The 22,008-nt window shown below is 67.6% G+C and carries 19 protein-coding genes; 6 read left to right on the forward strand and 13 right to left on the reverse strand.

The window, feature by feature from the left end; all coding sequences use genetic code 11:
* The first annotated feature begins 15 nt into the window (after window positions 1-15).
* Both OM960_RS08770 and OM960_RS08775 read left to right on the forward strand, forming a co-directional pair.
* Window positions 16-387, forward strand: a complete 372-nt coding sequence (locus OM960_RS08770) for a VOC family protein (RefSeq protein WP_263334062.1) — start codon at window positions 16-18, stop codon at window positions 385-387.
* On the forward strand, window positions 387-1,085 hold the full coding sequence (locus OM960_RS08775; protein ID WP_263334064.1) for a helix-turn-helix transcriptional regulator: 699 nt from the start codon (window positions 387-389) through the stop codon (window positions 1,083-1,085). Before OM960_RS08770 ends, OM960_RS08775 begins: the two co-directional genes overlap by 1 nt.
* Here the strand turns inward: OM960_RS08775 and OM960_RS08780 are convergent.
* Together OM960_RS08780 and OM960_RS08785 are read right to left on the reverse strand one after the other, a co-directional pair.
* A complete protein-coding gene (locus OM960_RS08780) occupies window positions 1,082-1,597 on the reverse strand; it encodes a cupin domain-containing protein (protein ID WP_264771709.1) in 516 nt (171 codons plus the stop codon). The genes OM960_RS08775 and OM960_RS08780 overlap by 4 nt on opposite strands.
* 99 nt (window positions 1,598-1,696) lie before the next feature.
* Entirely contained in the window at window positions 1,697-2,614 is a 918-nt protein-coding gene (locus OM960_RS08785) for an AraC family transcriptional regulator (RefSeq protein ID WP_264771710.1), read from the reverse strand.
* A 159-nt stretch (window positions 2,615-2,773) separates the two neighbouring features.
* Here OM960_RS08785 and OM960_RS08790 point away from each other — a divergent pair, with 159 nt between their 5' ends.
* Window positions 2,774-3,688: an aldo/keto reductase gene (locus OM960_RS08790; protein ID WP_264771711.1), complete on the forward strand. Its 915-nt coding sequence runs from the start codon at window positions 2,774-2,776 to the stop codon at window positions 3,686-3,688.
* Between the two features lie 45 nt (window positions 3,689-3,733).
* Here OM960_RS08790 and polA read toward each other — a convergent pair whose 3' ends face one another.
* The 3 genes from polA to OM960_RS08805 form a co-directional block, all read right to left on the reverse strand.
* On the reverse strand, window positions 3,734-6,553 hold the full coding sequence (gene polA / locus OM960_RS08795) for a DNA polymerase I (RefSeq protein WP_264771712.1): 2,820 nt from the start codon (window positions 6,551-6,553) through the stop codon (window positions 3,734-3,736).
* A gap of 105 nt (window positions 6,554-6,658) precedes the next feature.
* Window positions 6,659-7,069 carry a DUF3052 family protein gene (locus OM960_RS08800; RefSeq protein ID WP_264771713.1) on the reverse strand — a complete coding sequence of 137 codons (411 nt, stop codon included), beginning with the start codon at window positions 7,067-7,069 and terminating at the stop codon, window positions 6,659-6,661.
* A 1-nt stretch (window position 7,070) separates the two neighbouring features.
* Window positions 7,071-7,889 carry a sulfotransferase family protein gene (locus tag OM960_RS08805; protein ID WP_263334074.1) on the reverse strand — a complete coding sequence of 273 codons (819 nt, stop codon included), beginning with the start codon at window positions 7,887-7,889 and terminating at the stop codon, window positions 7,071-7,073.
* A gap of 140 nt (window positions 7,890-8,029) precedes the next feature.
* On the opposite strand from OM960_RS08805, the gene OM960_RS08810 reads away from it, so the two are divergent.
* The 3 genes from OM960_RS08810 (at window position 8,030) to OM960_RS08820 (ending at window position 10,256) form a co-directional block, all read left to right on the forward strand.
* Window positions 8,030-9,607, forward strand: a complete 1,578-nt coding sequence (locus tag OM960_RS08810; RefSeq protein WP_264771714.1) for a beta-1,6-N-acetylglucosaminyltransferase — start codon at window positions 8,030-8,032, stop codon at window positions 9,605-9,607.
* Window positions 9,608-9,614: 7 nt separating this feature from the next.
* Window positions 9,615-9,998 (forward strand): HIT domain-containing protein, encoded by a 384-nt coding sequence (locus tag OM960_RS08815; protein WP_264771715.1) that lies wholly within the window; start codon window positions 9,615-9,617, stop codon window positions 9,996-9,998.
* Between the two features lie 72 nt (window positions 9,999-10,070).
* A complete protein-coding gene (locus OM960_RS08820) occupies window positions 10,071-10,256 on the forward strand; it encodes a zinc-finger domain-containing protein (RefSeq protein WP_263334079.1) in 186 nt (61 codons plus the stop codon).
* A 60-nt stretch (window positions 10,257-10,316) separates the two neighbouring features.
* Here OM960_RS08820 and OM960_RS08825 read toward each other — a convergent pair whose 3' ends face one another.
* The 8 genes from OM960_RS08825 to OM960_RS08860 all read right to left on the reverse strand — a co-directional run bounded on the left by OM960_RS08825 (window position 10,317) and on the right by OM960_RS08860 (window position 21,928).
* Window positions 10,317-12,941 carry a nitrate reductase gene (locus OM960_RS08825; RefSeq protein WP_264771716.1) on the reverse strand — a complete coding sequence of 875 codons (2,625 nt, stop codon included), beginning with the start codon at window positions 12,939-12,941 and terminating at the stop codon, window positions 10,317-10,319.
* A complete protein-coding gene (gene nirD, locus OM960_RS08830; protein ID WP_264771717.1) occupies window positions 12,938-13,273 on the reverse strand; it encodes a nitrite reductase small subunit NirD in 336 nt (111 codons plus the stop codon). The genes OM960_RS08825 and nirD overlap by 4 nt, the downstream gene beginning before the upstream one ends.
* A complete protein-coding gene (nirB, locus tag OM960_RS08835; protein ID WP_264771718.1) occupies window positions 13,270-15,702 on the reverse strand; it encodes a nitrite reductase large subunit NirB in 2,433 nt (810 codons plus the stop codon). The genes nirD and nirB overlap by 4 nt, the downstream gene beginning before the upstream one ends.
* A 4-nt stretch (window positions 15,703-15,706) precedes the next feature.
* The gene (locus tag OM960_RS08840) at window positions 15,707-17,392 is read right to left on the reverse strand and encodes an ABC transporter ATP-binding protein (protein ID WP_264771719.1); all 1,686 of its coding nucleotides are present in this window, start codon (window positions 17,390-17,392) and stop codon (window positions 15,707-15,709) included.
* A 5-nt stretch (window positions 17,393-17,397) separates the two neighbouring features.
* Complete coding sequence (locus OM960_RS08845) at window positions 17,398-18,480, reverse strand: ABC transporter permease (RefSeq protein ID WP_263334088.1); 1,083 nt, start codon at window positions 18,478-18,480, stop codon at window positions 17,398-17,400.
* A gap of 59 nt (window positions 18,481-18,539) precedes the next feature.
* Window positions 18,540-19,907, reverse strand: a complete 1,368-nt coding sequence (locus OM960_RS08850) for a CmpA/NrtA family ABC transporter substrate-binding protein (protein WP_264771720.1) — start codon at window positions 19,905-19,907, stop codon at window positions 18,540-18,542.
* Between the two features lie 258 nt (window positions 19,908-20,165).
* The gene (locus OM960_RS08855; protein WP_264771721.1) at window positions 20,166-21,347 is read right to left on the reverse strand and encodes a CmpA/NrtA family ABC transporter substrate-binding protein; all 1,182 of its coding nucleotides are present in this window, start codon (window positions 21,345-21,347) and stop codon (window positions 20,166-20,168) included.
* Window positions 21,344-21,928, reverse strand: coding sequence for an ANTAR domain-containing response regulator (locus tag OM960_RS08860; RefSeq protein WP_263334093.1), 585 nt, complete (start codon window positions 21,926-21,928; stop codon window positions 21,344-21,346). The genes OM960_RS08855 and OM960_RS08860 overlap by 4 nt, the downstream gene beginning before the upstream one ends.
* Window positions 21,929-22,008: the final 80 nt, after the last annotated feature.

The following is a 22,008-nucleotide window of genomic DNA, read 5'->3' on the forward strand; positions in this document are numbered from 1 at the left end:
TGAAAGGAGTTCCCCATGCAGTCTCAACCCGTTGTCGTCTGGAGCGAAATCCCGGTTTCCGATATGAAGAGGGCGGTGGCGTTCTACAACGCGACCTTCGACTGGCAGATGACAATCGACGAAAGCGGCCCGAACCCGATGGCGATCCTCGGCGGCAACATGGAGACGATCGGCGGCCACCTCTATCCCGGCAAGCCGGCGAGCGCGGGCAGCGGCCCGACCGTGCATATCTCGGTTTCGGACAAGCTCGAGGACGCCGCCGACCGCTGCCGCAAGGCCGGTGGCACCGTGCTCGGCGATCCGATCGCGATCCCGGCCGGCCGCTTCGTCTACGCGACCGATCCCGACGGCAACTCGATCGGGCTCTTCGAACCGAAGGCGGGCTGATGCGAAGGGCCGACCGCCTCTTCCAGATCGTCCAGTATCTCAGGGGCGGTCGGCTCCTCACCGCGAAGATGCTCGCCGAACGGCTCGAGGTCAGCGAGCGCACGATCTACCGCGACATCGCCGACCTCGTCGGCTCCGGCGTGCCGATCGACGGCGAGGCCGGGATCGGTTACCTGATGCGTGCAGGCTACGACCTGCCGCCGCTGATGTTTTCGAAGGCTGAGATCAGCGCACTGGTCGCCGGCGCCCGCATGGTCCGGAGCTTCGGCGGCGCGGCGATGGCGCTCGCCGCCGAGGAGGCGCTGGCCAAGATCGAGGCGGTGCTGCCGCCCGATCTCAGGGACCGCCCCGCCGGGGTCGCGGTCCATGCCCATGACGCGGGGGCGCTGTCTGACGCCGACCGCACGATGGTCGACCGGCTCGATGCCGCGACCGATGCCCGGCTGACGCTCACGCTCGACTACCGCGACGCCGGTGGCGCGACGACGCAGCGCAGGGTGCGGCCGCTCGGTCTCTGGTTCTGGGGCAAGGTCTGGACGCTCATCGCCTGGTGCGAGTTGCGCAAGGATTTCCGCATGTTTCGCATCGACCGGATCGCATCGGCCGAGCCTGCCGGCCCCTTCCGCCCCGAACGCGACAAGAGCCTCGCGGCCTTCCTCCAGCAAGAAGTCTCCCGCACGGACTGCGCGCGGGACTAGCGCCACTTCGGGTCGATCACCTCGTAGCCGAGCATCTCGGCCAGCCGGCCCACCGTGGCGGCCGCGACATCCGCCGCCCCCTTCGGCAGCCGGGCATCATAGCCGCCAGCGCGCCCGAGCACCCGCCCCGCCAGCGCGAACTTCATCGGATGGCGCGGCAGACCGAGCCGGTCGAGCGCGATCTTGCCCGCGGCATCCCATTCGAAGATCGAGAAGAAGAAACCGAGCGTTTCGCGGATCGCGCCCGGCGCGGGATCGGTCACCGTGGCGTGCTGCTCCATCACCATCGGTCCAGAGCCGGTGTTCATCGGATGGACGTGGCGGATCCGCTCCGGCAGGACCGCGGTCTCGCCCGCCTTCACGGTCCCGGCCTTGCCGTCCAGCCGGTAGGTGCCCTCGCCGGACAGAAGCTTGAACTCCTCGTGCCAGCCAACGTGGAAATGCTCCGCGAAATCCGGCGCGCGCGATGGTTCCGCCATCGTGTAGCGCAGGACGAAATGGGTGTCGCTCATGTCGAGCAGTTCGAACTCGGTCCCCGACCGTGGATTCGTGACCCTCGCTCCGACCTCCAGCATGTCTAAGCCCCCCGACCTGGACATCAGGCCCGGAGTCTACAGCATCGGGGCGCCAACACCCAAGCCAATCGGACCGCCGGGGCGCGGACCGGCGTTCGGGGTGTCGCGGCTCGGGGGCCGACCGAACTTGCGGCTGTAGTCGCGGCTGAAATGGGTCGGGCTTTCGTAGCCGACGGCGAAAGCTACCGCCGATACCGGTTGCCGCCCATCGGCGAGCAGGCCACGCGCCTCGATCAGGCGCAGGTCCTTCTGGTATTGCAGCGGCGTCGTGCCGGTCACCGACTTGAAGTGGTCGTGAAACGAGGACGGGCTCATGCCCGCCGTTCTTGCCAGCTCGGAAACCGCGAGCGGGGCGCGGAAGTCGGCCCTGATCCGCAGGATCGCCCGGGCGATGCGGCTGGCATGGCTGTCGATGGACAGGAGGTTGCGCAGCATTCCCCCGATCGGCGACATGAGCAGCCGGTAGTGGACCTCTCGCAGGACCGCCGGCCCCAGCACCCGGGCATCGAGCGGCCGGTCCATCATCGCGAGGTAGCGGCCCAGGGGGTCGATCCATGCCGGATCGGCCGGCGCGGCCGACAGCGACCTTGCCCTGTCTGCCGGCGGCAGCGCCTCGCCAACCCGTTCGTAAAGGCTGCGCACCAGCGCGAGATCGAGCGACAGGATCAGCGCGAGATAGGGTTCGGTCGCACTGGCCTTGGTGATCCTCGAGACGACCGGCACGTCGTGGCTCACCAGCAAGGCATCGCCCGCCTGCAACCGTGCGCCCTGATCCCCGACGAACGTTTCCTTGGCGCCCTGAAGAATCAGGCAAATCACCGGCTGGTAGATCACCGCCTCGAAACTGCTGACGGTTTCCTTGCGGAGTATGAATAGGCCGGGCAGACCTTCCGATTTCCCACTGTATTTGGCTGCGTATCGCTCGCTCAAGGCGATCAGATGGTCGAAGTTCATGCACGCACCCTCCGTCCTTGCATTACCAGACTCCATCGCGACATGCACCGATTTCCCCGGAACTTCGGAGGAACAGGCAGGTCAAACGGAGGATGTGGCAGGCACGGACACCCCCATGCCACTAGAGTCACGGCCAGCAAACAGCCGACGGAGACAGACATGAGCGCCCTGCACAAAACCTTTCCCCTGAACGCCGGCACCGATATCCCCGCCGTTGGTTTCGGCACCTACCTGATCTCGAACGAGGACGCGGCCGCGGCCGTTCGCAACGCCATCATCGCCGGCTACCGCCATATCGACACCGCCGCCGGCTACCGGAACGAAGAGGGCGTCGGCGCCGGTCTGCGCGCCGGTCTGGAGGCGACCGGCCTGTCGCGCGACGACATCTTCGTGACCACGAAGGTCTGGCCCGGCAACCCGGCCTGGGGTGACGCGCCCAAGACCGAGGCGCAAACCCTGGCTGAAGCCGAAGCGAGCCTCGCGCGGCTCGGGCTCGACCATGTCGACCTCTACCTGATCCATGTACCTTTTGGTGGCTCGGAACGGATCGGGCAGTGGCGGGCACTTCTGGAGCTGAAGCGGACCGGCAAGGCCCGCAGCATCGGCGTGAGCAACTTCAACCAGGCGCATCTGGAAGAGATCAAGGCCGCCGGGCTGCCGATGCCCGAAGCCAACCAGATCGAGTTGCACCCCTGGTCGCAAAAGCCCGATCTGCTCGCCTACATGAAGGCGAACGGCATCGCGCCGATCGCCTACAGCAGCCTCGTCCCGCTGTCGACATGGCGCTCCGAACCCGGGCAGGACAGCAACAAGAGCGACGCGATGAAGGATGACGGCCATGCCTTTGCCGGGATGGCGGCGAAGTACGGCGTGACCGAGGCGCAGGTCCTGCTGCGCTGGGGCGTGCAGAACGGGTATGCCGTGCTGCCGAAGAGCCTCAACCCCGAGCGGATGCGGCAGAACATCGACCTCGCGGGCTTCTCCATCGACGAAGCCGACATGGCGCTGATCCGAACGATGAACCGCGGCGAAGGCGTCGCCTGGGCAAGCGGCGACCCAAGCCTGGCCGATTGAGCCTTTCGACTGGCAAGGCGGCGCGGCACGCGCCGAAAGCGCCGCTCAGTGCGCCTCGGCCCAGTTCGCGCCCTGCCCGGCATCGACCACGAGCGGCACGTCGAGATGGGCGGCGGGATGCGCCGCCCCCTCCATGACCCCGCGCGCGGTCTTGACGAGCTTGTCCACCGCGCCCTCCTCGACCTCGAAGAGCAGTTCGTCATGGACCTGCAGCAGCATCGTCGCGGGCAGGCCCGCGATCGCCCCCGGCATGCGGATCATCGCGCGCCGGATCACGTCGGCCGCCGCGCCCTGGATCGGCGCGTTGATCGCGGCGCGCCGGGCAAAGCCCGCCGTCGGGCCCTTGGCGTTGATTTCGGGCGTGTGGATCTTGCGGCCGAAAAGGGTCTGGACATACCCGTGCTCCTTAGCGAAGGCCACGGTCGCGTCCATGTAGGTCTTGATCCCCGGGAACCGCTCGAAATAGCGGTCGATGAAGCCCTGCGCCTCGGCGCGCGGGATCCGCAGGTTGCGGGCGAGGCCGAAGCCGGAAATCCCGTAGATCACGCCGAAGTTGATCGCCTTGGCCCGGCGGCGCACCATCGGGTCCATGCCCTCGACCGGCACGCCGAACATCTCGGAAGCCGTCATCGCATGGATGTCCACGCCCTCGCGGAACGCGGTCTTCAGCTCGGGAATATCGGCGACATGGGCGAGGATCCTGAGCTCGATCTGGCTGTAGTCGAGCGAGACGAGCCGCATCCCCGGTCCGGCAACGAAGGCCTCGCGGATGCGGCGGCCCTCCTCGGTCCGGACGGGGATGTTCTGCAGGTTCGGATCGGTCGAAGCGAGCCGCCCGGTATTGGCGCCGGCGATGACGTAAGAGGTGTGGACGCGGCCCGTCTCGGGGTTCACATGGCCCTGAAGCGCGTCGGTATAGGTCGACTTGAGCTTCGACAGCTGGCGCCAGTCGAGTACGCGGCCCGGCAGGTCGTGACCCTCGGCGGCGAGGTCCTCAAGGACATCGGCACCGGTCGCATAGGCCCCGGTCTTGCCCTTCTGCCCGCCCGGAAGCGCCATCTTGTCGAAGAGGATCTCGCCAAGCTGCTTGGGGCTGCCGACGTTGAAGGGCTCGCCCGCGAGTTCCTGGATCTCGGCCTCGAGCCCGGCCATCTTCTGGGCGAAGGCGTTCGACATGCGATTGAGCGTCGCCGCATCGACGCGGATGCCCGCCATCTCCATCTCGGCCAGCACCGGCACCAGCGGGCGCTCCAGCGTCTCGTAGACCGTCGTCACCCGTGCCCGGTGCAGGTTGGGCTTGAACGCCTGCCAGAGCCGCAGCGTGACATCGGCATCCTCGGCGGCGTATTTCACCGCCTCGTCGATCGGCACCCGGTCGAAGGTGATCGCCGACTTGCCGCTGCCGAGGAGCGACTTGATCTCGATCGGCGCATGGCCGAGATAGCGCTCGGAAAGCCCGTCCATGCCGTGGTTGTGCAGCCCCGAATGCATCGCGTAGGACATGAGCATCGTGTCGTCGATCGGGGCCACCCGCACCCCGTGACGGGCGAAGATCTTCCAGTCGTATTTCATGTTCTGGCCGATCTTGAGGATCGCATCATCCTCCAGCACCGGTTTCAGAAGCCCGAGCGCCTCGTCGAGCGCCATCTGCCCCTCGGCCAGCTCGTTCGAGCCGAAGAGATCGCCGCCGCCCTGCCGGTGGCCGAGCGGGATGTAGCAGGCCTCGCCCGGCACGACCGAGAGCGAGATGCCGACAAGCTCCGCCCGCATCTCGTCGAGGCTGGTGGTTTCGGTATCGACGGCGACATAACCGCGGTCGCGGATCGCCGCGATCCAGCGCACGAGCGCCTTGGCGTCGCGGACGCATTCATATTTGCCGGTGTCGAAGGGAACCGCCTCGGCGACCGCCTGCGGCGGCGCCTCGGCGGCTTCGTGCGTGACTGGCACCGCCGGCGTCTCGGGGATCGCCGGGGCTTCGACCTTCAGCGCCTCGGCGACCCGCTTCGTCAGGGTGCGAAACTCCATCTGCGCGAGGAAGTTCATCAGCGGCTCCGCCTCGGGCGCCTTCACCTCGAGCTCGTCGAGCCCCCATTCGACCGGCGTATGCACGTCGAGCGTCACCAGCCGCTTGGAGATGCGGATGAGTTCGGCATTGTCGATCAGCGCCTGGCGCCGCTTCGGCTGCTTGATCTCTTCGGCGCGCGCCAGAAGCGTTTCCAGATCGCCGTATTCGTTGATGAGAAGTGCGGCGGTCTTCACCCCGATCCCCGGTGCGCCGGGTACGTTGTCGACCGAATCCCCGGCCAGCGCCTGCACGTCGACCACGCGGTCGGGCTTGACGCCAAACTTCTCCTCGACCTCCTCGACGCCGATCCGGCGGTTCTTCATCGCGTCGAACATCTCGACGCCGCCGCCGACGAGCTGCATGAGGTCCTTGTCCGACGAGATGATCGTCACCTCGCCACCCGCCTCGGTCGCCTGCCGGGCGAGGGTCGCGATGATGTCGTCGGCCTCGTAGTTCTCAAGCTCGAGGCAGGCAACGTTGAAGGCCCGCGTCGCCTCGCGCGTAAGCGGGAACTGCGGGCGCAGGTCCTCGGGCAGGTCCGGCCGGTTGGCCTTGTACTTATCGTAGATGTCGTCTCGGAAGGTCTTGGAGGAATAGTCGAACACGCAGGCGATGTGGGTCGGCCCGTCCTTGCCGCTGTTCTGGGTGAGAAGCGACCAGAGCATGTTGCAAAATCCCGCCACCGCGCCGATCGGCAGCCCGTCGGACTTGCGCGTCAGGGGCGGCAGCGCGTGATAGGCGCGGAAGATGAAGGCCGAGCCGTCGATCAGATGCAGATGGCAGCCCTTGCCGAATGTCATGTCGCCCCCCGTCCTGCGCGTGACCGACTATTCGCATGATCCGCGCGCGAGCGCCACCCGCGGCCGACGGTCGTCAGATGTTCCCCGGCCGGGTGCCCGCCGCCGTCACCGCAGGCCGCGACGTATGACGAGCTTCAGCCCGGACCAGACCTCGTCCACGGCGCAGACCTTCACATCGACGAGGCCGAGGGGCAGCGCGACCTCGCGCACCGTGTCCTCGGTGATCTCGGAGGGGCGTTTCGAGGCTTTCTTCGGCCAGCTCACCCAGATCATGCCGTCCGGCGCGATTGTCCGGCGCGCTTCGGAGAGGCGGCGGTCGAGTTCGGCGCGGGACGCGGTGAAGAGATGCAGAAAGTCGAGCCCATGCGGCAGGGCGGCGTCAGGTTCCGGCTCCTGCGGCCGGACTACGAGGCCAAGTGTCTCGGCATAGGGCCAGGGCGGGTTCAGGACCGCCATCGCCATGCCGGGGCGAAGTCCGAGCTTCTTAACCAGTGGCGTGCCGGAATAGCCCGCCATCCTACTCGCTGAGCTTGGCATGGACCTCGTCGAGGTCGACCTCGCCCTTCGGCATCTTGTTCGCCGGGTTCTCGAAATCGTAGCGGAAGAGCTCGAAGTCGCGCTTGTAGATCTCGTAGACGAGATGCATCGAGAGGTCGTCGAAATAGGCTTCGACCGGATGGGCGCGCTTCGGGCCGTGGCCCTCGCTCTCGTTGAAACGCGGGATCGCGGCGAGGTCGACCGGAACCGGAGTCTCGATGGCGTCGAGCACCTTTTGCATGCCGTCGTTGAAGGTCTCGGTAAAGATGATCGAATTATAGCGCCCGCCGTTGGCGATCAGCGTCGCGACATGGCCCGACATAGCGGACCAGTGGATGTCGGGGTCCATCGGCCGCTTCCATCGGATCGTGTCACGCGCGAACAGGAGGAAGCGGCGGAACGACTTGACCTGGTCGAAATCGAAGCCGGTGTCGGGACTGCCGACCTCAATGCCATACTTCTGGGTGAGGAGCGGTACGAGATTGCCGCGGTAACGCTTGCCGTTCCTCTGGATGCCGCAGATCTTGTCGAAGAAGGACGACAGGATCCGCGTGTAAGGATTGCGCACGCAGGTGAAGGTGTAGCTGCGATGTGCCTTCACATTGGCCTCGATCAAGGGCTGGCTCGGCTCCTGCGCCCATTTGTGCATGCCCGAGGTCGAGTCGTGGATGTCGCCGTCGAAGAAACGCCCGTGATCGGAGTAGAACATGATCTGGCCGATCGTGGAGCAGGCGCATTTCGGCACCACGCGATAGACCACGCTCTCGCTCTCAGTCATCCAGGTGCCGGGAAAACCCATGAAATCGCCTCCAAAATCGGGCCGCCTCGTAACCCGCGCTCGAATTGCTGCATAAAGAGCAAAGAAACACTGTCTTTTCAACGGCCGTTGAGGGTAATTAGCCCGGTAAACAGCCAAGCAGCGGCTTCCAGGTTTCACCAATGGCAAGAATCGCCTTCATCCTGCTGTGCCATAAGGACCCCGAGGGGATCATCGCGCAGGCCCGGCGGCTTACCGCGACCGGCGACTGCATGGCGATCCACTTCGACGCGCGCGCCAATCCGGCCGACTACGCGCGGATCCGCGCCGAACTGGCCGGCAATCCCAATGTCACATTCGCGCGGCGCAGGGTCCGGTGCGGCTGGGGCGCCTGGAGCCTCGTGCAGGGCACGCTGAACGCGACCCGCGCGGCGCTCGACGCGTTTCCCGACGCAACGCATTTTCTCCTCCTGTCGGGCGACTGCATAGCGATCAAGTCGGCCGAATATGTACATGCCTTCCTCGATGCGGAGGATGTCGACTATGTCGAGAGCTTCGATTTCTTCGGCTCCGACTGGATCAAGACCGGGATCAGGGAAGAACGTCTCGTCTATCGCCACCCGTTCAACGAACGCAGCCACAAGCGGCTGTTCTATGCCTCGCTGAACCTGCAACAGCGACTCGGTCTCAGGCGGGCGCCTCCCGCTGACCTGCAGATGATGATTGGCAGCCAGTGGTGGTGCCTCAGGCGCAACACCATCGAGGCGGTGTTCGACTTCGTGCAACAACGGCGCGACGTGATGCGGTTCTTCCGCACGACCTGGATCCCCGACGAGACCTTCTTCCAGACGCTGGTGCGCCACCTCGTGCCAGAGCGCGAGATTCGCTCGCGCACGCTCACCTTCAAGCTGTTCACCGACTACGGGATGCCGGTGACGCTCTACAACGACCACTACGACCTTCTCCTCGGTCAGGACTTCCTCTTCGCCCGCAAGATCAGCTCCGATGCGCATGAACTTAAGGTGCGGCTCGGCGACCTCTATGCCGCGCGGGGCGTGCAGTTCCGGATCTCGAACGAAGGGGAGCGGCTCTACGCCTTCCTCGCAGGGCGTGGCCGCTCGGGGCGGCGTTTCGCCCGGAGGTTCTGGGAAACCGAGGCGAGCATCGGCAGCGAGCGCGAACTGATGATCGTGGTGTGCAAGAAATGGCATGTCGCCAAGCGGCTCGCCCGACGCGCCGGACAGGTCGCACAGGTGCCGGTGATCGAATACCTGTTCAACGAGGAAGGGACGTCGCTGCCCGATCTCGGCGGCATCGAGACAACGCTGGAAAAGCGCGCCCGCCACCACCGGGCGCTGATGCGGATGCTTTACGGGTACCACCGGACCGACCGGCTCATCATCTGCCTCGATCCGTCGAGCTTCGAACTGATGCAGGATTTCTGCTCCGACCAGGCCACCGTGCGGATCCTCGAAGTCGACTGCCGCTATTCGGATGACTATCTCGTCGGCCACGCCCGCCGGGTCGGCCTTGCGGGCGAGCACACCGGCTCGGAGGCGCTCAGCCGGCTCCTGCCGACGATCCGCCACGACCTGCGCTACGAGAGCGACCGCATCCGCGATGCCGGATTTTCCCGGTTCCACCGGATACTCGAGGGCCGGTCGGTCGAGGAAAACACCGTGCCTTTGGCGGCGTTTCTCGATATTTCGGAAGGTGCCGCGCGCGAGATCGCGGCAACCGAGCACATGTTCGCCGATTGAGGAAGCCATGGCCTACGTTTACGACGACACCAATGTTTTCGCCCGCATCCTGCGTGGCGAGATCCCCAACAAGACTGTGCTTGAGACAGAGCATACGCTCGCGTTCCACGACATCGGCCCGCAGGCACCGATCCATGTGCTGGTGATTCCGAAGGGCAGATACGTCACCTTCGACCACTTCGCCGCCGAGGCCTCGGCCGAGGAGATCGCCGACTTCATGCGCACCGCCGCCGCGGTCTGCGAAACGCTCGGCATCCGCCCCGGCGAGGGTGGGCAGGGCTACCGGACGATCGCGAATGCCGGAACGCATGGCGTGCAGGAAGTGCCGCACTACCACATGCATATCCTCGGCGGCCGGGTGCTCGGGTCGATGCTGAAGCGGGTGGATTGACAGACGGCGCGCGCTTGTCCATCCCCCCACAATCGCTATCATGCCGCAAACTTTCGTGACGGAGCCCAGATAATGCCCATCCCCGCCCCTGAGACCGAGGTCGTGTCCTCCTGGAAAGTGGCCTGCGACGGCGGCGAGGGCGCGCTCGGCCATCCGCGCGTCTGGCTGTCGATCCCGCATGAGGCCGGTTTCGTAGAGTGCGGCTATTGCGACAAGAAATACGTCATCGACCGCGACCACGCCCACGACGATCACTGACGGCGCCAGCCAACCCGTCGCACACGAGCCGCCAAGGCAGGCGTGAATGCGGGTGGCCGGTCATTCCGCTGCCACCCTGGTTGCGCAGCGTCTCAGGAGCGATGCGATCTCGGGCCGGCAGGATCCGCAGTTGGTTCCTGCGCCGATGGCCGCACCCACGGCCTCGACCGTCAGGAGATCCTGGGTGAGGACGGCCACTACGATCGTGTTCACGCCGATGTCCAGACAGGAACAGAGCGTCGCGCCGGGGTCGGGCCGGTCGGCGGCTGCCTGACCGGCAAGGATCTCGCGACCGGTATCTCCAAGCTGGCTCGCCAGATGCTCGCGCGAGACCGCCACGGGTTCCGGTCCCGCGAACAGCGCGGCACGTACCCTTCCCTCCGCAATCAGGGCCACCCGCGCGATACCGCGGGCGCGGTCAACGACGGTCATGGCCTCGGCTGACGGCAGACGGAAGGCGGCGCGGCTGAAAACCTCCCAGTCCTCGGGCAACTCGGCGCCGGCAAGCTCCATGCGCCAGCCGCCCGCGACCCGTGCCCGCGCGGCGTAGTCCGTAGCGGGCAGCGCATCGGTCGCCGCGACCGCGAAACCGTACCATGCGACGCGGTAGGGGCGCAGGACGACGGCGCCGGCCTTGCTCTCCGGCTGTCCCGAGATCGGATCGGTGACGGGCGCGACAAGCGCGCCGACGCGGCCTGCAGGGGCGTGCTCGGCAGTCCAGTGCATCGGCGCGAAGACCTCGCCGGGGCGAACGCGGTCGGTCACGAGCGCGCGCAGGATCGCCCTGCCCTCGCGGCTCTCGACCTCGACGAGATGCGCGGGCCGGATCCCGAGCCGGACGGCGTCCAGGGGATGGATCTCGAGGAAAGGCTCGCCGAGGTGGCGGCCCAGCCGGGGGGCACGGCCGGATCGGGTCATCGTGTGCCACTGGTCGCGAATCCGCCCGGTATTGAGCCGGAATGGATAGCGGTCGTCAGTGGCGGTCGCAGGGCCGCGCGACACGACGGGCACCATCCACGCCTTGCCGTTCGGCGTGAAGAAACCCCCGTCGGCGAAGAAGCGACCGCCTGTCCTCCTGGCGCTCACCGGCCAGCGCAGGGGCGCCAGCGCGTCATATGCGGCCTCGTCGAGCGCGGCGAGATCCGAGATGTCGAAGTCGCGTCCTCGTGCCGCCGCGTGGCCGGACAAAGCGGCATGCTCGCGGAGGATCTCGACCGGCGAGGCAAAGTCGAAGGCATCCGGCCAGCCCATGCGGCGGCCGACCTCGGAAAGGATCGCCCAATCGGGTCGGGCCAGACCGGGCGCGGGCAGGAAGCGGCGCTGGCGACTGATCGTGCGGTCGGAATTCGTCACGGTGCCGTCCTTCTCGCCCCAGCCCGCGGCCGGCAGCAGCACATCGGCGAGCCGGGCGGTGTCGGTGGTCGCGAAAAGGTCGCTGACGACAACGAAGTCGCATCCGGCGATGGCGTCGCGCACGGCATCGGCATCGGGCAGGGTCGCCGCCGGGTTGGTGCCGATGATCCAGAGCGCCTTGATCCGGCCGTGGGCCACCGCCCGGAACATCTCGACCGCCTTCAGCCCCGGCTTTTCCGGCATCGCGGGCGCGTGCCAGAAGGTGCGGAGGAGGTGGCGGTGGTCGGGGTTCTCGATCTCCAGATGGCAGGCGAGCATGTTGGAAAGCCCGCCGACCTCGCGTCCGCCCATCGCGTTGGGCTGGCCCGTCACGCTGAACGGCCCCATGCCGGGCCGGCCGATGCGGCCGGTTGCGAGGTGGCAGTTGAGGATCGCGCTGACCTTGTCGGTGCCGTTCGAGGACTGGTTCACGCCCTGGCTGAACACGGTCACGACCTTCTCGGTGCCGATCCAGAGGTCGAGGAACGCCGCGATGTCACGCTCGGGAAGCCCCGTGCCCCCGGTCTCGGCGCGGGCGGCGGCGATGGCACCGTCCATCCCCTCCAGATGCACGGCATAGGCTTCGTCGACCGCGCCGCGGTCGGCGATGGCGGCCAGTAGCCGGTTGAAGAGCGCCACATCCGCACCCGGCGCGATGGCGAGGTGCAGGTCGGCCAGCTCGCAGGTCGCGGTGCGGCGCGGATCGATGGTGACGACGCGCAGCGCCGGCCGCGCCGCCTTTGCCGCCACGAGGCGCTGGTAGAGGACCGGGTGGCACCAGGCGAGGTTCGATCCGACAAGGACGACGAGATCGGCCTCCTCAAGATCCTCGTAGGTGCCGGGCACCGTGTCTGTACCGAAGGCGCGGCGGTGGCCGGCGACGGTCGAGGCCATGCAGAGCCGCGAATTCGAGTCGATATTGGCAGAGCCGATGAAGCCCTTCATCAGCTTGTTGGCGACGTAATAATCCTCGGTCAGCAGCTGGCCCGAGACGTAGAAGGCGACGGCGTCCGGCCCGTGCTCGGCGATCGTCTCCCCGAACCGGCCTGCCACGAGATCGAGCGCCGCGTCCCATACCGCATCGCGACCGCCGATCCGCGGCGCCAGAAGCCGCCCCTCAAGCCCGAGCGTCTCGGCCAGCGCCGCGCCCTTGGAGCAGAGCCGGCCGCGGTTGGCCGGATGGTCGGGATCGCCCCGCACCGCGAAACCGCCCGCGCCGTCGGGCGCGACGATCACGCCGCAGCCGACGCCGCAATAGGCGCAGGTGGTGCGGATGCCGGGCGCGTCGGTCATGCCGCGCTCCGTCGCGCGAGCCGGGTCGCATCGAGGAGGATCCGCCCGCCCTCGACTCGGGCCGGATAGGTCGGAACCTCGCCCGCATCGGCGCCCTGCGCCTGCCCGGTCTCGAGGCTGAAGACCCAGCTGTGCAGCGGGCAGGTGACGCTCTTGCCATGCACGATTCCCTCGGAGAGCGGCCCGCCCCTGTGCGGGCAGCGGTCCGAGAGCGCGAAGACCTCGTCGGCGGCGGTGCGGAAGACCGCGACGCAGCCCATCGCAGTCTTGACCACGCGGGCGCCGCGCGCGGGAATGTCGTCAAGCGCGCCGATGTCGATCCAGGTGGTCATTCCGCGGCCTCCAGCGTGAGATTGGCAAGCGGCGCGTAGCGCGCCTGTTCGGATTGGACATGATCCGCCCAGGGGTCTTTTTGGTAGACGGACTGGCTGATCCGGAACCGCTCGATCAGGGCGGCGCGGCTCTCGGGATCGTCGACGACGCGTGCCTTCACCCAGTCGAGCCCGACCTTGGCGATCCACTTGTAGGGCCGGTCGAGATACTTGGCGTTCTCGCGATAGAGCTGGACGAAGGCGATGGTGAGCGCGATCGCCTCCTCCTCGGTCTTCACGTCGGCGAGCTGCTCGGTCTCCTTCACGTCCATCCCCGCCGCGCCGCCGACACCGACCTGATACCCGGAGTCGACGCAAACGATGCCGATATCCTTGCAGGTCGCCTCGGCGCAGTTGCGCGGGCAGCCCGAGACCGCGAGCTTGACCTTGTGCGGCGTCCACGAGCCCCAGAGCGCCTGTTCGAGCTTCACCCCGAGACCGGTCGAATCCTGTGTGCCAAAGCGGCAGTGGTCGGAGCCGACGCAGGTCTTCACCGTCCTCAGCCCCTTGGAATAGGCGTGGCCCGAGACGAGGCCCGCCCGGTTCAGGTCGGCCCAGATCGCCGGCAGGTCCTCGCCCTTCACGCCCAGAAGGTCGATGCGCTGGCCGCCGGTGACCTTCACCGTCGGCACGTTGTACTTCTCGGCCGCATCGGCGATAGCGCGCAGCTCGCGCGGACTGGTCAGCCCGCCCCACATGCGCGGCACGACCGAGAAGGTGCCGTCCTTCTGGATATTGGCGTGCTTGCGCTCGTTGACGAAGCGGCTTTGGGGATCGTCCCGGTACCCCAGCGGCCAGTCTGCGAGCAGGTAGAAGTTGAGCGCCGGGCGGCAGACATGGCAGCCGCAGGAGGTCTTCCAGCCCAGCTCCTGCATCACCGCGGGCATGGATTTCAGCTCGCGCGCCTTGATCATGCGGCGGACGTCCTCGTGCGTGAGTTCGGTGCAGCCGCAGACCGGCTTCGCCGTGGGCATCACGAACTCGTCGCCAAGCGTCACCGCAAGCACCTGCTCGACGAGCCCGGTGCAGGTGCCGCAGGAGCCCGAGGCCTTGGTTTCCGCGCGCACCGCGTCGAGCGTCGTGGCACCCCCCGCGATCGCCTCGACGATCCGGCCCTTGCAGACGCCGTTGCAGCCGCAGATCTCTGCGTCAGCCGGTAAGGCTGCAACGGCCGCCATAGGGTCCGCCGCGGCCCCTCCCTGATAGGCCGGGCCGAAAATCAGCGTCTCGCGCATCGCCTCGATGCCGGTGCCGTCCTTGATCAGCCCGAAGAACCAGTTGCCGTCGGCAGTGTCGCCGTACATCACCGCGCCGACAAGCCGGTCGTCCTCGATCACCAGCCGCTTGTAGAGCCCGCGTGCCGGGTCGCGGAAGACGATGTCCTCACGGCCCTCGCCCTCGGCGAAGTCGCCGGCGCTGAAGAGGTCGCAGCCGGTGACCTTGAGCTTCGTCGCGGTCTGGACCGGGCGGAAGGCGGCGGGTTCGTCCCGAAGGCTCAGCGCCGCGACCTTCGCCTGATCGTAAAGCGGGGCAACGAGGCCGAAGAGCTGGCCGTCATGCTCGACGCATTCGCCCACGGCGAGGATGTCGGGGTCCGAGGTCACCATCCGGTCGTCGACCACGATGCCGCGCGCGACCTCCAGCCCGGCATCGACGGCAAGCCGGGTTTCGGGCCGGATGCCCACCGCCATCACCACCAGATCGGCGGGATAGACCGTGCCGTCCTCCAGCAACACCGCCTCGGCCCGGTCGTGACCGAGGATCGCCTTGGTGGCGCCCTTGCAATGCACCGTGATCCCGCGCCGCTCCAGTTCGCGCTGCAGAAGATAACCGGCGGCGGGGTCGAGCTGGCGCTCCATCAGGTGGCCCATGAGGTGGATCACCGTCACCTCCATGCCGCGGCTCTGCAGCCCGGCCGCGGCCTCGAGCCCCAGAAGCCCGCCGCCGATCACCACCGCATGGCCACCCTTCGCCGCCGCGCCGATCATCGCGTTGGTGTCGTCGAGGTCGCGGTAGCTGACGACGCCGGGCAGGTCCCTGCCCGCGACCGGGATGATGAACGGCGCCGAGCCGGTCGCGATCACCAGCTTGTCATAGGCGGCCTCGCCCTTCTCGCCGGTGACGACCTTTCGCCGCCGGTCGATCTTCACGACATGCTCGCCGAAGCGGCAGGTGATGCCCCGGGCGGCGTACCAGCCGTCGTCATGGGTGACGATCCCGGCATAGTCCTTGTCGCCCGACAGGACCGGCGAGAGCATGATGCGGTTGTAGTTGCCGCGCGGCTCGGCGTTGAAGAGCGTGACCTCATGGTCCGCGCCCGCCTCGAAAAGATGTTCCAGCATGCGGCCCGAGGCCATTCCGGCGCCGATGACGACGAGTTTCTGGGTCATTCGCTCACTCCGCTGCGATGGCGCTTGCCGCCGGGCGCTTGGGCGCGGGCCGCGCGCCATGCTCGTATTCCTGAAGAAAATCCAGCACGTCCTGTCGGTAGGCGTAGTAATCGGGATGTTCGATGAGCGCCTTGCGGCTGCGCGGGCGCGGCAGCTTGACCTCGGTGATCCGGCCGATCGTCGCCTGCGGGCCGTTCGTCATCATCACCACGCGGTCGGCCAGGAGGATCGCCTCGTCGACGTCATGCGTGACGCAGATCGCCGTGACCTTGGTGCGGTCCCAGACCTCCATCAGCACTTCCTGCAACTCCCAGCGGGTGAGGCTGTCGAGCATCCCGAATGGCTCGTCGAGCAAAAGAAGCTTCGGCGAGAGCGCGAAGGCACGGGCGATACCGACCCGCTGGCGCATGCCGTTTGACATCGACTGCGCCGGCCGGTCCATCGCATCCGCGAGGCCGACGCGTTCGAGGTAGTATTCGACGACCTCCTGCCGCTCGGCCTGCGTGGCTTTCGGATAGACCTTGTCGACACCGATCGCGACGTTCTCGCGCGCGGTGAGCCAGGGAAACAGGTTCGGCGACTGGAACACCACGGCGCGCTCGGGGTCGGCGCCGATCACCTCGGTGCCGTCGAGGATGATGCCGCCCTTCGACACCGCGTTGAGACCGGCGGCCATCGTCAGCACCGTCGACTTCCCGCAGCCGGAATGGCCGATCAGGCTGATGAACTCGCCCTTCTCGACCTTGAGGTTGAAATCCTCGACGACGGTAAGCGGCCCCTTCGGCGTCGGGTAGACCTTGTGCAGCGCGCTGAACTCGAGATAGCGCTCGTCGGCGGGCTTGCCCTGCACCGCCCGCACCGCCGCCGGAAAGGCGTGGAGCGGAACCACCTCGGGAAGGATGCGGCTTCCCTCGACCTTCGCCTCGATGCCCGCCTCCATCAGGTGGCCGGTCACCTGCGCGCGGAGCGCCTTGAAGGCATCGTCGTGGTTCATCGCGGCGCGGTCACGCGGGCGCGGCAGCGTCACCGCGAAGGGGGTCCCGAGCGTGCCGTCCGGGTTGAGCGGCACGATCCGGTCGGCGAGCAGGATCGCCTCGTCGACATCGTTGGTGATGAGCAGGCAGGTCTTGCGGTCCGCCTCCCAGATGCCGAGGATCTCGTGGGCGAGATTCGCCCGCGTCAGCGCGTCGAGCGCCGAGAGCGGCTCGTCGAGCAGCAGAACCTCGGGGTCCATCGCGAGTGCGCGGGCCACCGCGACGCGCTGGCGCATGCCGCCCGACAGCTCCGCCGGGCGGCGCGCCGCGGCATGGCCGAGCCCGACCATCGCGATGTAGCGGTCAGCGCGGGCGAGGCGCTCGGCGCGCGTCAAGCCGGGAAAGACCGCGTCGACCGCGAGCAGGACATTGCCGCGCACCGTAAGCCATGGCATCAGGCTGTAGCTCTGGAAGACGAGGCCGCGCTCCGGCCCCGGCCCGGTGACGGGCTTGCCGCGGAAGCGGACGCTGCCGGCATCGGGGCGTTCGAGCCCGGCCACCAGGTTCATCAGCGTCGACTTGCCGCTGCCCGAGAAGCCGAGGATCGCGATGAACTCGCCCTCCGCGACATCGAGCGTGATGCCCTTCAGGACCTCCCGGCGGCCGGTACCCTCGCCGAAACCCTTCGACACGTTCTGGAAACTGAGGATGCTCATGGCGGTCACCGGTTGGCCGAGAAGGTGAAGAGCGACTGGACCGCGAACATCACCCGGTCGAGCAGGAAGCCGATGATGCCGATGGTGAAGACCGCGACCATGATCCGGGCGAGCGAGGCGGAGGAGCCGTTCTGAAACTCGTCCCAGACGAACTTGCCCAGCCCGGGGTTCTGCGCCAGCATCTCCGCCGCGATCAGCACCATCCAGCCGACGCCGAGCGAGAGCCGGAGCCCGGTGAAGATCAACGGCAGCGCCGAGGGCAGCACGAGCTTGGTGATCTTGGCCCAGGTGCCCATCTTCAGCACCTTCGAGACATTGACGAGGTCCTTGTCGATCGAGGCCACCCCGAGCGCGGTGTTGATCAGCGTCGGCCAGAGCGAGCAGAGCGTGACCGTGATCGCCGAGACGAGGAACGACTTGGCGAAGAACCCGTCATTCGTCGCCATGAGCGCCGAGATGACCATGGTCACGATCGGCAGCCAGGCGAGCGGCGAGACCGGCTTGAAGATCTGCACGATCGGGTTGATCGCGGCGTTCGCGGCGGGCGAGAGGCCCGCGAGGATGCCCAGGGGGATCGCCACGAGCGAGGCGAGGAGGAAGCCGAAGAACACGGTCCGGATCGAGGTGCCGATCTGGTCGTAGTAGGACGGCGCGCCGGTATAGGCCATCTGCTTGACCTCCTCCGCGCGGCCCGCCGCGACGAGCTTCGCGTTGCGCTCTGCAAGCAGTTCGGTGAACTTGGCCTCCTTGGCGGCCTTGTCCACGGCATCGGCGTGGAGGTTCACTGCCTCCGACCAGACCTCGGCCGGTCCCGGGATCGCGCCGAGCGAGGTCTCGACCTTGGGCGCGAGCACCGCCCAGAGCGCCAGGAAACCGGCGATGGCGAGCACGGGCACGCCGAGCAGTTTCCAGACCTCCCTGACTTGGGCGTGGGGATTGTCGCCGGCCGCGGCCCTGAGGATCGGGGTGATCCAGGCGAGCCCCAGCACACGGAACCAGGCGTCCGCCTTGTTGATCCGGGTGAAGAGCCGGGCGCGGCGTGCCTCTCGGTTGGCGTTTCTGGCGAAATCGGGATCGGCGATGGTCATGTCTCGGTCCTCGTTGTCTCGAATCCCAGAGGCATGGCGCCCCCGGAAAGGATGTCGGGTCAGCCCTGGATCTCGGTGCCCACGACCGTCTGTCCGCCCTTCAGCCCGATCGGCAGGCTGTCGATGTAGGCGTTGGGCTTGCGGCCGTCGAAGCCGAAGCCGTCGATCACGTCGCTGGCGGGGGTGGCGGGGCGGTAGCCGTCGCTGTCCCAGGGGAAATCGGCCGCGTCGGCGAGCCCCTCCTCGACCAGCATCCGAGCGGCCTTGAGGTAGATCTCGGGCTTGTAGACCGAGCGCGCGACCTCGTCGTACCAGCTGTCGGGCCTGGCCTCGGCGATCTGGCCCCAGCGGCGCATTTGGGTCAGGTACCAGACCGCGTCAGAGTAGAAGGGATAGGTCGCGTTGTAGCGGAAGAAAACGTTGAAATCGGGCACCTCGCGGACATCGCCGGGCTCGTATTCGAAGGTTCCGGTCATCGAGTTGTCGATGACGTCGGCATCGGCGCCGACATATTCCGGCTTCGACAGGATCTCGACAGCCGCCGCGCGGTTGGCGTTGTCGTTCTCATCGAGCCAGATCGCCGCGCGGATCAGCGCCTTGGTGAGGGCGAGCGTGGTGTTGGGGTTCGCCTCGACGAACTTTTCGGTCAGGCCGAAGACCTTCTCGGGGTTGTTCCGCCAGATCTCGTAATCCGTGACGACCGGCACGCCGATCCCCTTGATCACGGCCTGCTGGTTCCACGGCTCGCCCACCGCGTAGCCGTTGATCGTGCCGGCCTCCAGCGTCGCGGGCATCTGCGGCGGCGGCGTGACCGAAAGGAACACGTCGGCGCCGATCTGCCCGGACACGTCGCCCGGCGCGTAGTAGCCGGGATTGAGGCCACCTGCCGCGAGCCAGTAGCGCAGCTCGTAATTGTGGGTTGAGACCGGGAAGACCATGCCCATGTTGAAGGGCTTGCCCTCCGATCTGAACGCGTCGACGACCGGCGCCAGCGCCTCGGCCGAGATCGGGTGCTGCGGCTTGCCGTCGACGCCGGAAGGGACATGCGGCCGCATCGCTTCCCAGACCGCGTTCGAGACCGTGATCCCGTTGCCGTTCAGGTCCATCGAGAAGGGCGTGACGATATGCGCCTCGGTGCCGTAGCCGATCGTCGCCGCGAGCGGCTGGCCAGCGAGCATGTGCGCCCCGTCGAGCGTGCCGTCGATCACGCCGTCCAGGAGCACCTTCCAGTTGGCCTGGGCCTCGAGCGTGACGAAGAGGCCCTCGTCGAGGAAATAGCCCTGCTCGTAGGCGACCGCGAGCGGCGCCATGTCGGTGAGCTTGATGAAGCCGAGGGTCAGCTCGTCCTTTTCGAGCGCGAGCGGTTCGGCGAATGCCGGCGCGAAGAGCATCGTCGTCGCCATCAGGATCGCGGGGAAAGCCTTCATCTCATCTTCCTTCGTTCGGCTCCGCGGGACGGCGGAAGCAGGACACCAAAAAAGCCGCTGACTCACTCTGCCTGCGGCAGAGGGTCGAGCGGCTTTGCTCAATCACCCGGTCTTTGGGAGAGGTCCGGCGCCGGACGCCATTGCCCGGCTATGGCACCAGTAAGGCGGTGGGCGCGGGGCTTTGCAAGGAATGATGCTGCGGATGCATCAAGATTTGCTGCGGCGCGGCAATTCGAGGGCGAACTGCCCGAAAATTCATCACTCGCAGTCGCCGGGATCAAAAACCGAGCCGTCGAAGAACCGGTCGGGCCGCAGAATCAGCCGCCCGGCTTCGGACGCCACCGCGAGATCGACCGCGATCGCGCCCTCGACCTTGGCCGAGGCAGTCGGCAGCGCGGCGCCGGTTCCGGCCATCGCCCGGCGGTATAGGTCGCTGCGGAACACCGCCCGCGCCGCCGCTATCGCCGCGGCTTCGGGCATGCCTGTCCGCCGCGCCAGCCCTTGCCCGATCCAGGCCGCCTGCGACCTCCAGGGGAAATTGGCGCCGCCCCGATGGAACTCTACGAAGCCGGGGCAGTGCCGCGTCTCTCCGCGCGCAGACACAACGAACCTGCCGCCGAGCGCGCGGTCGATGATCTCGGGCGCAACGTCGAGATACCTGGCGCGCGACAGGAGCTCGCTCGCCGCGGTGTGGTTGTCGGGCTCTGCGAGCCAGCGCCCGGCGCGCCAGACCGCGCGGATCAAGCCATCGAGCATGTCGGGCACCTCTTCGCCCCATGTCTCGCGCACCGCCAGCACCTTCTCCGGCGCGAAGGCCCAGATCGCCGCGCCGGGCAGCAGCAGTTCGCCCGCGCCGCTCTCCACCGCGATCGACCCCCAGGGCTCGCCGACACAGAAGGCGTCGATGTCCCCGGCGGCGAGCGCCTCGGACATGAGCGGCGGCGGCACCGTCTGGATGGCGATCCGCGACAGGGCTTGCGGGTCGAGCGCGCCGAGCCAGCGGCCCACCAGTTCGGCATGCATCGAGAACGGGAACGGCACGCCGATCCGCAGCCCCGCCCCAGCGCAGCCGATCAGCGCCCGCCCCGCCGCCGCGGCATCGGTGAAGCCGAAGTCATGGCCGGCAGCGCGCAACCGACCGGCCAAAGACCGCGACACGCCGGTCACGGTGCCGTTCACCGACATCACCATCACCGCCGCCAGCGCGCAAGCCTGGCCGCCAAGCCCGAGCGCCGCCGCGACCGGGACCGGCGCCAGAAGATGCGCGGCCTCGACCTCTCCCATCGTCAGCCAGTCGCGCGCCACCGACCAGGACGGCGCCCTGCGCAGGTCGAGCGCGACGCCCTCCTCGTCGGCAAAGCCGAGTTCCGCCGCGACGATCAGCGGCGCTGCATCGACCAAGGGCAGGAACCCCGCCCGCAGCCGCGCCGCGCCGCTCATGACAGGAGCTCCGACGCGGTGACGATGGCGGCCGCGACCTCGGCGAGCTTGCGGCCCTGGTCCATCGCCGCCTTGCGCAGGAGCGCGTAGGCCGCTGCCTCGTCGATCCCGCGCGCCTTCATCACGATGCCCTTGGCGCGGTCGATCGTCTTGCGCTCCTCCAGCGCGCGGCGGGTCGCAGCCAGTTCGGTGCGCATGCGCTGAACCATGTGGAACCGCGCGACGGCGGCATCGAGGATCGGCCGCAGCCTGTCCTTCTGCAACCCGCCAACGACATAGGCCGACATGCCCGCCTCGATCGCGGCGCGGGTGAGCTGATGGTCGCTGCGGTCGACGAACATCGCCACCGGCCGCTCCAGCGGCCCGGTCGCCAGCGCCAGCTCCTCGAGCGCATCGCGGGACGGGTCGGCGAGGTCGATCAGGACGATATCGGGTCGCTGCTCGGCGACCTTGCGCGCCAGCGCGGTCTCTTCGGCAATGATGTGGATGCGGTGATCGCCGAGGTCGAGAAGACCGTCGACGATCATCCGGGCCCGGTCAGGATCCCTCTCCACCACGACGATCTTAAGCCGCTCGCTCATGGGCCGATGTAGCGACGTTCCCGGCGGGTGGGAAATACCCCCGTCGCTCCGGCCGGCCGGTTCGCGCCTGCGCGATGATT

The sequence above is a fragment of the Defluviimonas salinarum genome (assembly GCF_026013545.1).
Classification (GTDB): Bacteria; Pseudomonadota; Alphaproteobacteria; order Rhodobacterales; family Rhodobacteraceae; genus Albidovulum; species Albidovulum salinarum.

What these genes read in the sequence shown, in the direction of transcription:
- OM960_RS08770 (WP_263334062.1), top strand. Translation starts at nt 16, where the DNA reads ATGCAGTCTCAACCCGTTGTCGTCTGGAGCGAAATCCCGGTTTCCGAT.
- OM960_RS08775 (WP_263334064.1), top strand. Translation starts at nt 387, where the DNA reads ATGCGAAGGGCCGACCGCCTCTTCCAGATCGTCCAGTATCTCAGGGGC.
- OM960_RS08780 (WP_264771709.1), bottom strand. Translation starts at nt 1,597, where the DNA reads ATGAGCGACACCCATTTCGTCCTGCGCTACACGATGGCGGAACCATCG.
- OM960_RS08785 (WP_264771710.1), bottom strand. Translation starts at nt 2,614, where the DNA reads ATGAACTTCGACCATCTGATCGCCTTGAGCGAGCGATACGCAGCCAAA.
- OM960_RS08790 (WP_264771711.1), top strand. Translation starts at nt 2,774, where the DNA reads ATGAGCGCCCTGCACAAAACCTTTCCCCTGAACGCCGGCACCGATATC.
- polA (WP_264771712.1), bottom strand. Translation starts at nt 6,553, where the DNA reads ATGACATTCGGCAAGGGCTGCCATCTGCATCTGATCGACGGCTCGGCC.
- OM960_RS08800 (WP_264771713.1), bottom strand. Translation starts at nt 7,069, where the DNA reads ATGGCGGGCTATTCCGGCACGCCACTGGTTAAGAAGCTCGGACTTCGC.
- OM960_RS08805 (WP_263334074.1), bottom strand. Translation starts at nt 7,889, where the DNA reads ATGGGTTTTCCCGGCACCTGGATGACTGAGAGCGAGAGCGTGGTCTAT.
- OM960_RS08810 (WP_264771714.1), top strand. Translation starts at nt 8,030, where the DNA reads ATGGCAAGAATCGCCTTCATCCTGCTGTGCCATAAGGACCCCGAGGGG.
- OM960_RS08815 (WP_264771715.1), top strand. Translation starts at nt 9,615, where the DNA reads ATGGCCTACGTTTACGACGACACCAATGTTTTCGCCCGCATCCTGCGT.
- OM960_RS08820 (WP_263334079.1), top strand. Translation starts at nt 10,071, where the DNA reads ATGCCCATCCCCGCCCCTGAGACCGAGGTCGTGTCCTCCTGGAAAGTG.
- OM960_RS08825 (WP_264771716.1), bottom strand. Translation starts at nt 12,941, where the DNA reads ATGACCGACGCGCCCGGCATCCGCACCACCTGCGCCTATTGCGGCGTC.
- nirD (WP_264771717.1), bottom strand. Translation starts at nt 13,273, where the DNA reads ATGACCACCTGGATCGACATCGGCGCGCTTGACGACATTCCCGCGCGC.
- nirB (WP_264771718.1), bottom strand. Translation starts at nt 15,702, where the DNA reads ATGACCCAGAAACTCGTCGTCATCGGCGCCGGAATGGCCTCGGGCCGC.
- OM960_RS08840 (WP_264771719.1), bottom strand. Translation starts at nt 17,392, where the DNA reads ATGAGCATCCTCAGTTTCCAGAACGTGTCGAAGGGTTTCGGCGAGGGT.
- OM960_RS08845 (WP_263334088.1), bottom strand. Translation starts at nt 18,480, where the DNA reads ATGACCATCGCCGATCCCGATTTCGCCAGAAACGCCAACCGAGAGGCA.
- OM960_RS08850 (WP_264771720.1), bottom strand. Translation starts at nt 19,907, where the DNA reads ATGAAGGCTTTCCCCGCGATCCTGATGGCGACGACGATGCTCTTCGCG.
- OM960_RS08855 (WP_264771721.1), bottom strand. Translation starts at nt 21,347, where the DNA reads ATGAGCGGCGCGGCGCGGCTGCGGGCGGGGTTCCTGCCCTTGGTCGAT.
- OM960_RS08860 (WP_263334093.1), bottom strand. Translation starts at nt 21,928, where the DNA reads ATGAGCGAGCGGCTTAAGATCGTCGTGGTGGAGAGGGATCCTGACCGG.